Here is a 13,612-nt window from a genome sequence, read left to right on the forward strand (position 1 = left end):
GGCCTCCCTCCCCCCTCTGCGGGGGAGGGAGGCCCGGCCGTCAGGCCGGGTCGGGAGAGGGGAGCGACGCGGCCGGAGGTGGCGCGAGCCAGTCGCGCCTCGACGGTCGCGCCGACCGTGTCGAGGACCGAAGCGAGATCGCTCAGGACACGGTCGTTCGGGAAGCGCAGAATCTCGAAACCCTGCTCCCGCAGCCAGACATCGCGCGCGGCATCGCGATCACGGCGTTCGGCCTCGTCATGGGGGGCTCCGTCGAGTTCGACGATCAGACGGGCGGACGCGCAGAGGAAATCGGCGATGTAGGGCGGCAGGGGAACCTGGCGTCTGAACTTGAGCCCACGGAAGCGGCTACCGCGCACCTGCTGCCAGAACGCATCCTCGGCCAAGGTGCGGAGCCGACGTTGCTCACGGGCGAACGCACGCAGACGCGGAGTAGGTCTGACGAGGATGCGCACCTCGTCGCTCTGCGCGCCCAATCCGGAAACCGGGCTCCCCTCTCCCGACCCCCTCCGGGGGCCACCCTCCCCCGCAGAGGGGGGAGGGAAGTCGGCAGCCCGGTTCACGGCGTCACCCCCGCAGCCTTCGCGCCGCCGCCGCGCTTGAACCGCCGCTCCAGGCGGTCGAAGGCGAGGTAGATCACCGGGGTGGTGAACAGGGTCAGGACCTGGGAGACGATGAGGCCGCCGGCGATGACGATGCCGAGCGGCTGGCGCAGTTCGGAACCGACGCCGGTGCCGAGGATGAGGGGCACCGCCGCGAACAGGGCGGCGAGCGTCGTCATCAGGATCGGGCGGAAGCGCAGGAGGCAGGCCTCGTAGATCGCGTCGCGCGGGGCCATGCCCTCCTCGCGCTCGGCCTGGAGCGCGAAGTCGATCATCATGATCGCGTTCTTCTTCACGATGCCGATGAGGAGCACGATGCCGATGACGCCGATGATGTCCAGCGGCAGCCCGTAGAGCATCAGGCCGACCAGCGCGCCGATCCCCGCTGAGGGCAGGGTCGAGAGGATCGTGATCGGGTGGACGAAGCTCTCGTAGAGCACGCCGAGCACGATATAGACGGTGACGATGGCGGCGATCACCAGGAAGAGCTGGTTCGAGAGCGCCGATTGGAAGGCGAAGACCGAGCCCTGCGGCACCACGCGGAAGCTCGGCGGCAGGTCGATCTCTGTCCGCGCCGCCTCGATCGTCTTCACCGCATCGCCCAGCGCCACCCCCTCGGCGAGGTTGAACGAGACGGTGGTGGCCGGGAACTGGCCGAGATGGCTGATGAGGAGCGGCGCCCGGCGCTCGCTGATCCGCGCCACCGCCGAGAGCGGCACCTGCCCCGAGGCCGCCGTGGAGGAGGGCAGGAAGATGCCGTTGAGGCTGTCGAGGGTCTTGTGCAGGTCCGGGTCGGCCTCGAGGATCACCCGGTACTGGTTCGACTGGGTGAAGATCGTCGAGACGATGCGCTGGCCGAAAGCGTCGTAGAGGGCGTTGTCCACGGTGGCGGGGGTGATGCCGTAGCGGCCGGCGGTGGGCCGGTCGATGGTGACGTAGGCCGCCAGCCCGTTGCCCTGCAGGTCGCTCGCCACGTCCGACAGCAGCGGCGAGCGCTGCAGCGCCTGGACGAAGCGCGGCACCCAGGTCTCGAACTCCGAGAGGTTCGGGTTCTCGAGGATCACCTGATACTGCGTCGCGCTCACCGCCGTGTCGATGGTGAGGTCCTGCACCGGCTGCATGTAGAGCCGGATGCCGGCGACCCCGCGCGTCGCTTCCTTCAGGCGGCGGATGATCGCGCTGGCATCGGTGGCGCGGCCCTCGTGCGGCTTCAGGTTGATGAGGAAGCGGCCGGAATTGAGCGTCACGTTCTGCCCGTCGACGCCGATGAACGAGGACAGGCTCGCCACATCCGGGTCCTGCAGGACGATCCGCGCGAGTTGCTGCTGGCGGTCGGCCATCTCGGCATAGGAGACGGTCTGGTCGGCCTGGGTCACGCCCTGGATCACGCCCGTGTCCTGGACCGGGAAGAACCCCTTGGGGATGACCACGAACAGGTAGGCGGTGAGCGCGATGGTGGCGAGGGTGACGACGAGGGTCAGGCCCTGGTGGTTGAGCACCACGCGCAGCATCCGCCCGTAGCCGGAGATCACGCCGTCCATGGCCCGCCGGCCGGTCCGCGCGATAAATCCTTCGCGGCGCTTGGCCTCCGGCGCGTGCTTGAGCAGGCGCGCGCACAGCATCGGCACGAGGGTGAGCGAGACCACCGCCGAGATCACGATAGTGGCGGCGAGCGTGATCGCGAATTCGTGGAACAGGCGTCCCACCACGTCGCCCATGAACAGGAGCGGGATCAGCACCGCGATGAGCGAGACGGTGAGCGAGATAATGGTGAAGCCGATCTCGCGGCTGCCCTTCAGGGCCGCCTCCATCGGCGAATCGCCCTCCTCCACGTGGCGGGCGATGTTCTCGATGACCACGATGGCGTCGTCGACGACGAAGCCCGTCGCGATCGTCAGCGCCATCAGGGACAGGTTGTCGAGGGAGAACCCGTAGAGGTCCATGATCGAGAGCGCGCCGATCAGCGAGAGCGGCACCGACAGGCTCGGGATCAGGGTCGCGGACAGGCTGCGCAGGAAGAGGAAGATCACCAGCACCACGAGGCCGATGGCGAGCGCCAGCTCCACCTGCACGTCGTGCACCGAGGCGCGGATGGTGGTGGTGCGGTCGGTGAGCGGCGTCACCGTGATCGCGGCGGGCAGCGTCCCCTGCAGCTGGGGCAGCAGCGCCTTGATCTTGTCGACGGTGGCGATGACGTTGGCGCCGGGCTGGCGCTGGATGTTGAGGATGACGGCGGGCGTCTCGTCCATCCAGGCGCCGAGCTTGGTGTTCTCCGGGCCGTTGACCACGTCGGCGACGTCCGACAGCCGCACCGCCGAGCCGTTCTTGTAGGCGATGATCGCCTGCTCGTAGGCCTTCGGATCGCGGATCTGGTCGTTGGCGTTGATGGCGTAGGATTGGGTCGGCCCGTCGATCGTGCCCTTGGGCGTATTGACGTTGAGGTTGGTGATGGTGGTGCGCAGGTCGTCGATGTTGAGGCCGTAGGCGGCCAGCGCCCGCGAATTGAAGCGCACGCGCACGGCGGGGCGCTGGCCGCCGCCCATGCTGACGAGGCCGACGCCGGAGACCTGGCTGATCTTCTGGGCGAGGCGCGTCTCGGCGAGGTCGCGCACCTCGGTGAGCGGCATCGTCGTCGAGGTCAGGGCCAGCGTCAGGATCGGCGCGTCGGCCGGGTTGACCTTGGCGTAGACCGGCGGCGCCGGCAGGTCGGAGGGCAACAGGTTGCCCGCCGCGTTGATCGCCGCCTGGACCTGCTGCTCGGCGATGTCGAGGCCGAGATCCAGGCTGAACTGAAGCGTGATCACCGACGCGCCCGCGGAACTCTGCGAGGTCATCTGGTTGAGGTTGGCGAGCTGGCCGAACTGCCGCTCGAGCGGTGCCGTCACGGCAGAGGTCATCACCTCGGGGCTGGCGCCGGGATAGAAGGTCTGAACCTGGATCGTCGGGTAATCCACCGACGGCAGGGCCGAGACCGGCAGGTTCAGGTACGACACCATGCCGACCAGCAGGATCGCCAGCATGAACAGCGTGGTGGCCACGGGCCGCAGGATGAAGATGCGGGACGGGTTCATGGGGCGAGCCCTCCCCCCACCGGGTCTCGGACCTGCGCGACCGTCGGCGTGAAGCGCCCCGTGCCTCCTGTCCTGGAAGGAGAGGGTTGGGGTGAGGTGTAGTCGATCTCCGGAAGGGTCACACACCTCACCCTGTCCCTCTCCTTCCAGGAAAGGGAACCCGCGTCACCCGTGCGATCCGGCCAAGCCTTCGTCGGGAAACGGATCACTGTGACGTCCGGTGCGCCCATGGATGCGTCGAACAGCGCGCCAGTCATAGGCGACAAGGCGCTCATTGCGCCGCCGGCCGCTCTCTGCGGCGCTCGCGCTTCTGCGGCGGGTTTTCGGGAGGTGTCCCGGCGGCGGGCGTCGATGTCGTGGCCGTGGCGTCGGCTGCAGGTGCCGCTTGGCCGGGCGCCGCAGGTTCACCGGGGGGCGCCGGCTGGCCTTTGCCGCCCTCTGTGACGCGGACCTTGGCGCCGTCGCGCAGGCGGTCGGTCCCGTCGACCACGACTCGGTCGCCCACCGCCAGCCCCTTGGTGACGGCGGTGCGGGCGCCCTCGGCCTCGCCTACGGTGATCGGGCGGACCACGACCTTGTCGTCGCCGTCGAGGAGGTAGACGTAGGCGCCCGGCGTGCCACGCAGGATCGCGGCGGTGGGGATGATGGGCGTGTCCCGCACGATGTCCACGGTGAGCTTGGCGTTGACGAACTGGTTCGGGAACAGGCTCTCGTCCTTGTTGTCGAACAGGGCGCGCAGCTTCACCGTGCCGGTGGTGGTGTCGATCTGGTTGTCCACCGTGTCGAGGGTGCCGGTGGCGAGCACGTTGGCATCGCCCCGGTCGTAGGCGGTCACCGTGAGCTTCGCGCCCGAGCGCAGGCGGCGCATGACGCGCGCCACGTCGTCCTCGGGCAGGGTGAAGACCACCGAGATCGGATGCAGCTGCGTCACCACCACGATGTTGGTGGACGCGGCGGTGACGTAATTGCCCTGGTCGATCTGGCGCAGGCCGACGCGGCCCTCCACGGGCGAGACGATGCGCGTATAGGCGATGTTGAGCTTCTGCTGGTCGACCTGGGCCTGGTCGATGGCGACCGTGCCCTCGTTCTGCTTCACCAGGGCCGCTTGCGTGTCCACGTTCTGCTTGGAGATCGAATCCTGCAGGCTGAGGCGCTGGAAGCGGGCGAGGTCGAGCTTCGAATTCTGCAGCAGCGCCTGATCGCGGGCGAGCTGGCCCTGATACTGGGCGAGCTGCGCCTCGTAGATCCGCGGGTCGATCTGGGCCAGGAAATCGCCCTTCTTGACGGTCTGGCCCTCGCGGAAGCCGATCTCCATGAGGTAGCCGCTGATCTGCGACTGGATCGTCACGGTGGCGAGCGGCGTCACCGTGCCGAGGCCCGACAGCACCACCGGGATCTCGCCGGCCGAGACCGTGGCGACGCCCACAGCCTGGGCCATGTCGCCGGGTCGTCCACGGGCGCCCTTGCCGCGCGCGGGCGCGCCGTCGGCGGCTGTCTCCGTCGCAGATTTGGGCGCGAGATAGTACCGGTAGCCGGCCGCGCCGCCCCCCGCGAGAAGGAGGAGCAGGATGAGCCACGTCCCCGTGCGGCTTCGCCGGCGCGTGGGCGCCGGTGCCTCAGGTCCGATTTGCCGGGCCGTCTCGGTCCGGATGGGCGATTGTTCGTTCATGCCTCGACAATCCGGCCGCTCGTTTCCGACCGGCACCACGCAGTCTGACCGAAATGGAGACGGGAGTCCCGACGGAACAGGGGGCGCGACCACCACGCAGCGGGGCGACGATCCAGAACCGCGCAAGAAATCGTGCACGTTTGCCGGGGGGCCTTGCCCGTCGATCGTTCGCTCAGCATCACCGCCAGAGATGCAGGACTATTGCGACGCCAGTGCGGCGCGGAAGTTTCCGGGCTGTTTCCAGGGTGCGGGCGGCGGGCCGTTCGAAGCCCTCAGGGCAGCGGCTTCGACGGATAGGCCTCGACCACCGCGTGATAGGCCGCATCCGTCGGCGTCACCGGCACGACGAGGCGCAATCCAGCCCCCGCCAGGGCGATGAGGAGGGCGAGAGCGCAACATGCGCGGGTGCTCAACGGGGGCGTCCTCGTGATCCGATGCGAGGTCGCTACCCCGGAAGACCATCGCAGCACAAGCAGAACGCGAGAAAGCCGCCACGCCGAGAGGGCGTGACGGCTGTCTTCTCGGGGAGGATCAGCTTCAGAAAAAGGACCGGAGCGGTACGCCACTCAAAAGAAACGAGGGGGCGGTGTTTCCGTTGAGCGGCGCCCGCTCCGGCCATGACCAGAACCTACGTTACGCCTGATGAATGTCAACAATCGTCAGGCCCAACCCGGCGCGCCGGGAGAAGGAGCGTGCGAACGCGCACATTTCCGCTTCCGGTTTCCCGTCCCGACACGCCCGCGCTACCGAAGGCCGAAGGATCTCCGCCCGGGGGCGACTGGATTCATACATCCGCTCGACGCTTGTTCGCCCTATCCAAGAGGGTTCGACATGAGGCGCGACGGGCTTCCTTGTAACTCGTATCCTGCCGCATCCGGTAAGCTTTCAGGACCGGTGGAAGGCGAGATACCGTCGTTCCCAAGGGCCGCCGGGCCCGTAGGAGAGCCCTCCTTTCAGGAGAAGGGGCCCGCGCCGGTACCTGAACCGTTCAGCCGATGGGGATACGAGATGGGCAGTCTCGAAATCCGGTGTTCGCCTGCTTTAGGGCAGGTCGAGGCTTGGTCTCAGGCCTGATCGTCGATGTAGCGGGAGGCGATCATCGAGGCGGCTGTGCGGTTCTCGACGCCGAGCTTGGCGTAGATGCTCTCCAGATGCTTCGTCACCGTGCGCGGTGACAGGCCGAGGATGTCGCCGATATCGCGGCTCGCCTTGCCCCGCGACAACCAGAACAGCACGTCGGCCTCGCGGGCGGTGATCGGCAGGTTGGCGCGCAGGCGCTCGATGCCGCTGGCGGAAGCATCGCGGGAGAGGCGCAGCAGCACCTCGTCGCCGGTGGTGCCGATCAGGCTGAGACTATGGGTGGCGCCTTCCGTATCCGGCAGCGTGACGGAGGCCGCGTTGCCGCCCTTCAGCTGTTCGGCGAGCCAGGAACGGCCGGCCTCGGGCAGGCGCGAGCCCCCGTCGCCGAGCTTGGCCAGCACACGGGCGGCCTGCGGCGTGCTCCACAGGACGGTGCCCTGGCGATCCACGGCGAAGAGCGTGCGGCCGGTCGTGTCGAGGGCGGCCCGGGCGCTCTGCGCGGCCCGCGCGCTCGCTAGATGCACGCGGATGCGGGCCAGGATCTCGTCGGGGGCGATGGGCTTGGTGACGTAGTCGCTGCCGCCCGCCTCCAGGCCCTTCACGATATGCTCGGTCTCGGACAGGCCGGTCATGAAGATCACGGGCACGAGGGCGAGGTCGCTGCGCGCCTTCAGGCGGCGGCAGGTCTCGAACCCGTCCATGCCGGGCATCATCGCATCGAGCAGGATGATGTCGGGGGTGATCTCTTCCACCAGCGCCAAGGCGAGATCGCCGGCCACCGCCACCAGGACGGTGGCGCCGGAGCGCTCGATCGCCTCGGTGAGGAAGCTCAGGGTCTCGGGGGAATCGTCCACGACGAGGACGATGTCGCGCTGCATCTCAGCCATCGCGCATCCCTTCGAGGACGCGCACGTAGCGCCGGAGGTCGTAGGAGGCGACGAGCCCGCGCATCTGCGCAGCGATCTCGGCGGGCATGGCCGACTGGCCTTCGAGCTCCGTCAGCTTGGCCTCGATCCCGCGGACATGACCGATCCGGCCGAGGCGGATCAGCTCGGCGATGTGGTCCTGGCGCAGGGATTCGCCGCCTCGTCCGCTCCGGGGCGGAGCCTCGGCCAAGGCGGGCGCGGGCGGGGCGGGCTGGCCCAGCGCCAGCAGCCGGTCGATCCGCTCCAGGAAGTCGCGTAGGTCGAAGGGCTTCGGGATGATCTCGTCATGCGGAGCGTCGTCGCCCCGGATCGGGCTGATCTCGTGGACGTTGGCGGACATGATGGCGATGCGGGAGGAGAGCCCGCCGTCGCGCAGGGCCTTGGCCACGGCCCAGCCGCTCATCCCCGGCATGGCGATGTCGAGGAGGATGATGTCGGGCCGCCGCTCCATCGCCAGGTTCAGGCAATGCGGCCCGTCGGGGGATTCCAGCACGACGAGGCCGAGCGGTTCGAGCACCTCGCGCATGAGGGCGCGATGCGCGGCATCGTCGTCGGCCACCAGCACCACGCGCGGCGGCCCGACATGGACCGGTCTCTCCCGCCGGCTGCCGGCGGCACGCTCGGACGGCTCCGCAGGCTTGGGACCGGCCGGACGGTGTACCGAGGCCAGCATGAGCCGGAGGCTGAAGCAGGTGCCACGGCCGACCTCGCTCTCCACGCTGACCTCGCCGCCCATCACCTGGGCGAGGAGATGCGCAATGGTGAGCCCGAGCCCGGTTCCCGGCGTGTTGCGGGCGGCGGGCAGCGAGCCGCGCTCGAAGGGTCCGAAGATCCGCTGCAGATCGCTTTCGGGAATGCCGAGACCGCTGTCGCGGATCGAGAACACCGCCACCTGGCTGCGATAGCTCATCTCCAGGGCGACCCAGCCGGTTTCCGTGAACTTGATCGCGTTGGAGAGGAGGTTGAGCAGGATCTGGCGCAGGCGCTTCTCGTCCGCCGCTACCACGGCCGGCAGCGTGGGCGGGCGCGAGAACCGGAATTCGAGGCCGGCGGCGTTGGCCTGGAGCCGGACCATGTCGACGATCTGGTCCAGGAATTCGGCGAGGCGGAACTCGTTGCGGTGGATCTGGAGACGCCCCGCCTCCATGCGGGAGATGTCGAGGAGGCCATCGATCAGGCCAGACAGGTGCTGGGCGCTGCGCCGGATGACGCGGATGCCGTTGCGGCGCGGGGCCGGGATGTCGTCGTCGCCCTCGAGCAGTTGCGCGTAGCCGAGGACGGCGTTGAGCGGGGTGCGCAGCTCGTGGCTCATGCCCACCACGTAGCGGCTCTTGGCGAGGTTGGCGGCCTCGGCCGTCTCCTTGGCCTGCTGCAGCTTGGCGTCGGTGATTTTGTGGGCCTCGATCTCGGCCTCGTAGAGGGCCGTCTGGCGGGCGGTCTCCTCCTGCGCCACGCGGCGGCTCTCCTGGGCGAGGACGAACAGCCAGGCGACGATGCCGAGGATGACCACGAGAATGAAGAACACGCTGGTCAGCGCAGCGCGCAGGGTCTCGCCATGCTCGGGCTGGGCGGTGGCGATGCCCGCATGGACGATCCCGAGGATCAGCCCGATCACCGAGACCAGCGTGAGCATCAGGGCGAGGTAGCGCCCGAGAGGCGCCCCGATCCAGGCGGCGGTCTTGGCCGGCATGATCCGGGTCAGCGCGCTCTGGGCCTGTGCCTCCAGACGGCCATGCGGCTTGCACAGGTCGCCGCAGCGAGCGTCCAGCGAGCAGCAGAGCGAGCAGATCGGCCCGGCATAGGCAGGGCAATGGGCCATGTCCTCGCCTTCGAACGGATGCTCGCAGACGGTGCACTGGATCTCCGCGCGGGCGCCCCAATCGGCGATGGCGGGCCGCGCGAGATAGTAGCGTCCGCCGGTGGCGAAGGCGATGGCGGGCGCCGCCGCGAAGGCGGTGACGAGGGAGAGCAGCGGTGCGAAGTTCCGGAGTCCCGCGCCGAGCAGGCCCGCATGAGCGAGGAAACCGGCGAGCAGCGCCAGGGCCGAGGCCCCCGTGCCGACCGGGTTCACGGCATAGAGATGCGCCCGCTTGAACTCGATGCCCGGCGGCGACAGGCCGAGGGGCTTGTTGACGGCCAGATCGGCCGAGAGCGCGCCGACCCAGGCCGAGACCACCACGGCGTAGAGCGAGAGCGTGCTGGCGAGGGTCTTGTCGATGCCCAGCTCCATCAGCAGCAGCGCGATGGCCACGTTGAAGACGAGCCAGACCACGCGGCCGGGATGGCTATGCGTCAGGCGCGAGAAGAAGTTCGACCAGGCGATGGAGCCGGCATAGGCGTTGGTGACGTTGATCTTGAGCTGCGAGATCACCACGAACAGGCCGGTGAGGAGCACCGCCCCCTCCCGCGAGGGCATGACGTGGCCGAAGGCGACCACGTACATCTGCGTCGGCTCGGCCGCTTGTTCGTGCGGCACGCCCTGTCCCAGGGCCAACACCGCCAGGAAGGCCCCGAGCATGATCTTGAACATGCCGGGCAGGATCCAGCCCGCCCCGGCCCCGAGCACGGCGAGCCACCAGCGCGGATTGCTCCCCGAGTCGGACGTCTCGGCCGGCGGCACGAAGCGGAGGAAATCCACCTGCTCGCCGATCTGCGCCAGCAATGCGAGGAGGATGCCGGAGGCGAGGCCGAACTGGGCGAGGTCGAAGCCCGAGATCGGGTAACCCATGAATGTGGAGATCGAGCCGACGGCTTCCGACGTCCCCGGATAGGACAGGAGGTTACTGAGGGCGGGGCCGCCCTTCCACGCGATGAAGCCGAGCGGCAGGAGGTTGAGCCCGATCCAGAGCGGCTGTGTCCAGATCTGGAACCGGCTGATCAGGCTGATCCCGTAGATAACGAGGGGGATCACCACGACCGCGCTGACGATATAGCCGATCCAGAGCGGCAGGCCGAGGCAGAGTTGCAGCGCCAGCGCCATGATCGACGCCTCGATGGCGAAGAACAGGAAGGTGAAGCTCGCATAGATCAGCGAGGTGATGGTGGAGCCGAGATAGCCGAAACCGGCCCCGCGGGTGAGGAGATCGATGTCGACGCCGTAGCGCGCCGCATAGAGGCTGATCGGCACGGCGGTGGCGAAGATCAGCACGCCCACGAACAGCACCGCCGTCACGGTGTTGGTGAAGCCGGTGGCGAGGACCAGGGTGCCGCCGATCGCCTCCAGCGCCAGGAACGACAGCGAGCCCAGCGCCGTCTGCGCCACCCGCAGGCTCGACCAGCGCCGCGCCTTCTTGGCGGTGAAGCGAAGGGCGTAATCCTCGAGGGTCTCGTCCGCGACGAAGCGGTTATAGGCTCGCCGGATCGGGGGAATCTGCTGGCGGCCGCTCATGGGGTCGTTCAGTCTGCCCGGTCGGCGTCACGTGGGGGGAAGGGCCGGCCCGCATGGGGTCACGGGCAAACGGCGGTCGATCAGCAATCCCCGTGCCGCGGGGCCGGGAGACATTGGTACACCAGGAGAGCCGCGTCGAGGCCTCCCTTCATGGGGCTACGGGATTCACACATCTGCTGTTTCACGCATAGCGCGTCCCTCTCCCCCTTGTGGGGAGAGGCTAGGAGTGGGGGTGGCTCCGCCAGCCTCCGTAAGCGGAGGGTCGCCCAACCACCCCCACCTCCAACTCCTCCCCACAAGCTCGACGGATCTCGGGCAAGCCCGAGATCCGCTGGGGAGGAGGGCCGTTCAGCCTCTCACCCTACGCAAAACAGCGTATATGCTGCGCCGCGCCATCACGCCTAGCTTCCGCCATCCGCAACGGCCCGCCTTATGCGGGAGCCGGCGGGACATTTCCTGGAAGGGGTTCACGCAGGATGGCAGCCGACAACGAGCACGGACCGCACTCGGCCCTCCGTCGCAAACTTCTCATGGGTCTGGCGAGCATTCCGGCCATGGCCCTGATGCCGCGCAGCGCCTTCGCTGCGGCCCCTCCGACCTCGGCGGTGAACACCACCGGCCTCGCGGTGACCGATACCGAAGTCACCGTCGGCATCCTCCACTCCGCCACCGGCACGATGGCGATCTCCGAGACCGGATCGATCCAGGCGGAGAAGCTCGCCATCGCCCAGATCAACGAGATGGGCGGCGTGCTGGGCCGCAAGATCAAGATCATCCAGGAAGACGGCGCCTCTGACTGGCCGACCTTCGCCGAGAAGGCCAAGAAGCTCCTCGTCAACGACCACTGCGCCGCCGTGATGGGCTGCTGGACCTCCGCCTCGCGCAAGGCCGCGCTCCCGGTATTCGAACAGTATAACGGCCTGCTGTACTACCCGACCTTCTACGAGGGTCTGGAGCAGTCCAAGAACGTCATCTATACCGGCCAGGAAGCCACGCAGCAGATCTTGGAGTCGCTCAACTGGGTGACCAAGGAGAAGGGTGCCAAGACGTTCTTCTTCATCGGCTCGGACTACATCTGGCCGCGCACTTCGAACAAGATCGCCCGCAAGCACATCGAGAACGTGCTGAAGACCAAGGTCGTCGGCGAGGAATATTTCCCGCTGGGCCACACGCAGTTCAACTCGGTCATCAACAAGATCAAGCTCACCAAGCCCGACGTGATCTTCACCGACGTCGTCGGCGGTTCGAACGTGGCGTTCTACAAGCAGCTCAAGGCGGCCGGTATCGACCTCAACAAGCAGACCCTGCTGACCATCTCCGTCACGGAAGACGAGATCGACGGCATCGGCGGCGACAACATCGCGGGCGCCTATTCCTGCATGAAGTACTTCCAGTCGCTCAAGAACGCCAACAACGAGAAGTTCGTCGCCGCCTTCCACAAGATGTGGGGCGAGAAGACCGTCATCGGCGACGTGACCCAGGCCGCCTATCTCGGCCCGTTCCTGTGGAAGATGGCCTGCGAAAAGGCCGGCTCCTTCGACGTCGACAAGGTGGTCGCGGCCTCCGCCGACATCGAGTTCAAAGAAGCCCCCGAGGGCTACGTCAAGATCCACCCGAACCACCACCTCTGGTCGAAGACCCGCGTCGCCAAGGCCCTGCCGAGCGGCCAGTTCGAGATCGTCTACGAGAGCCCCGCGCTCATCGAGCCGAACCCCTTCCCGAAGGGCTACCAGTAGGACTGCGCCCCCTCCCCCTTGCGGGGAGGGGTTAGGGCTGGGGGTGGTTGGGTGACCCTCCCGGAGCGGAGACCAGCGAGCCACCCCCACGCCGGCCCTCCCAACAAGGGGGGAGAGAGCCTGCCTTTTCAGGGTCGCACCGCGCCACGCCCGATCGGCCCAATGCTTGCAAAGCAGACGTCGGATTCTTCGGAAGGTCGAAAACATGCTCGGTGACTATTCACTCGGAGATCTCGGCGCGATCTTCGCGATGCAGGGTTTCGCCGGCCTGATCCTGTTCTCGGTCTACGTGCTGATGGCGCTCGGCCTCGCGGTCATCTTCGGCCAGATGGGCGTGATCAACATGGCGCACGGGGAGTTCATGATTCTCGGCGCCTACGTCACCTATCTGTGCTCGACCTTCTTCCAGACCCACCTGCCCGGCCTGTTCGGCGTCTACTTCTTCGTGGCGATGATCCTGGCCTTCCTGGCCTCGGGAGCCCTGGGGATGATCGTCGAATGGACGCTCATCCGCCATCTCTACAAGCGCCCCCTCGATACGCTGCTCGCCACCTGGGGCCTCTCGCTGATCCTGCAACAGGCCTACCGCACCATCTTCGGGGCCCGCGAAGTCGGCGTCGAACTGCCCTCCTGGCTCATCGGCTCGGTCCAGGTCACCGACACGATCGAGGTGCCGATCAACGGCCTGTTCGTGATGGCGATCACCACCCTCATCACCGTCGGCGTCGGCCTGCTGATGTACCGCTCGCGCTTCGGCCAGCAGGTCCGCGCCGTGATGCAGAACCGCCCCATGGCGGGCGCGGTCGGCATCGATACGGAGAAGGTGGATCGCTACACGTTCGGCCTCGGCTGCGGCATCGCCGGTGTGGCGGGCTCGGCCTTCACCATGATCGGCTCCACCGGGCCGACCTCGGGCCAGCTCTACATCGTCGACACCTTCCTGATCGTCGTCTTCGGCGGCGCGGCGAGCCTCCTCGGCACCATCGCCTCGGCCTTCTCGATCTCGCAGACTCAGTCGACCCTCGAATTCTTCCTGTCCGGCTCCACCGCCAAGGTTCTGACGCTGCTCGCCGTCGTCGGGATCCTGATGGTTCGCCCGCAGGGTCTGTTCACCCTCAAGGTCCGGCGCTGAGGAGGCCA

The 13,612-nt window shown here is 67.8% G+C and carries 8 protein-coding genes; 2 read left to right on the forward strand and 6 right to left on the reverse strand.

Annotated elements, in window-relative coordinates:
- From FV220_RS09920 to FV220_RS09940, 6 genes are all read right to left on the reverse strand, one after another.
- The coding region (locus tag FV220_RS09920; protein WP_246689422.1) for a DUF559 domain-containing protein at nucleotides 1-476 on the reverse strand (476 nt) is incomplete at its 3' end.
- A gap of 83 nt (nucleotides 477-559) precedes the next feature.
- Nucleotides 560-3,673 (reverse strand): MdtB/MuxB family multidrug efflux RND transporter permease subunit, encoded by a 3,114-nt coding sequence (locus FV220_RS09925; RefSeq protein WP_147831117.1) that lies wholly within the window; start codon nucleotides 3,671-3,673, stop codon nucleotides 560-562.
- A gap of 271 nt (nucleotides 3,674-3,944) precedes the next feature.
- Nucleotides 3,945-5,342 carry an MdtA/MuxA family multidrug efflux RND transporter periplasmic adaptor subunit gene (locus tag FV220_RS09930; protein WP_147831119.1) on the reverse strand — a complete coding sequence of 466 codons (1,398 nt, stop codon included), beginning with the start codon at nucleotides 5,340-5,342 and terminating at the stop codon, nucleotides 3,945-3,947.
- Between the two features lie 272 nt (nucleotides 5,343-5,614).
- Nucleotides 5,615-5,755: a hypothetical protein gene (locus tag FV220_RS25465; protein ID WP_018045742.1), complete on the reverse strand. Its 141-nt coding sequence runs from the start codon at nucleotides 5,753-5,755 to the stop codon at nucleotides 5,615-5,617.
- Nucleotides 5,756-6,406: 651 nt separating this feature from the next.
- The gene (locus FV220_RS09935) at nucleotides 6,407-7,309 is read right to left on the reverse strand and encodes a DNA-binding response regulator (RefSeq protein ID WP_147831121.1); all 903 of its coding nucleotides are present in this window, start codon (nucleotides 7,307-7,309) and stop codon (nucleotides 6,407-6,409) included.
- A complete protein-coding gene (locus FV220_RS09940; RefSeq protein ID WP_147831123.1) occupies nucleotides 7,302-10,736 on the reverse strand; it encodes an ATP-binding protein in 3,435 nt (1,144 codons plus the stop codon). The genes FV220_RS09935 and FV220_RS09940 overlap by 8 nt, the downstream gene beginning before the upstream one ends.
- 476 nt (nucleotides 10,737-11,212) lie before the next feature.
- Between FV220_RS09940 and urtA the strand changes: the two genes are divergently transcribed.
- Together urtA and urtB are read left to right on the forward strand one after the other, a co-directional pair.
- On the forward strand, nucleotides 11,213-12,472 hold the full coding sequence (gene urtA / locus FV220_RS09945; RefSeq protein WP_056146892.1) for an urea ABC transporter substrate-binding protein: 1,260 nt from the start codon (nucleotides 11,213-11,215) through the stop codon (nucleotides 12,470-12,472).
- A 205-nt stretch (nucleotides 12,473-12,677) separates the two neighbouring features.
- Entirely contained in the window at nucleotides 12,678-13,604 is a 927-nt protein-coding gene (gene urtB, locus FV220_RS09950) for an urea ABC transporter permease subunit UrtB (RefSeq protein ID WP_018041706.1), read from the forward strand.
- Nucleotides 13,605-13,612 lie beyond the last annotated feature (8 nt).

This window comes from Methylobacterium sp. WL19, from assembly GCF_008040005.1.
Lineage (GTDB): Bacteria > Pseudomonadota > Alphaproteobacteria > Rhizobiales > Beijerinckiaceae > Methylobacterium > Methylobacterium bullatum.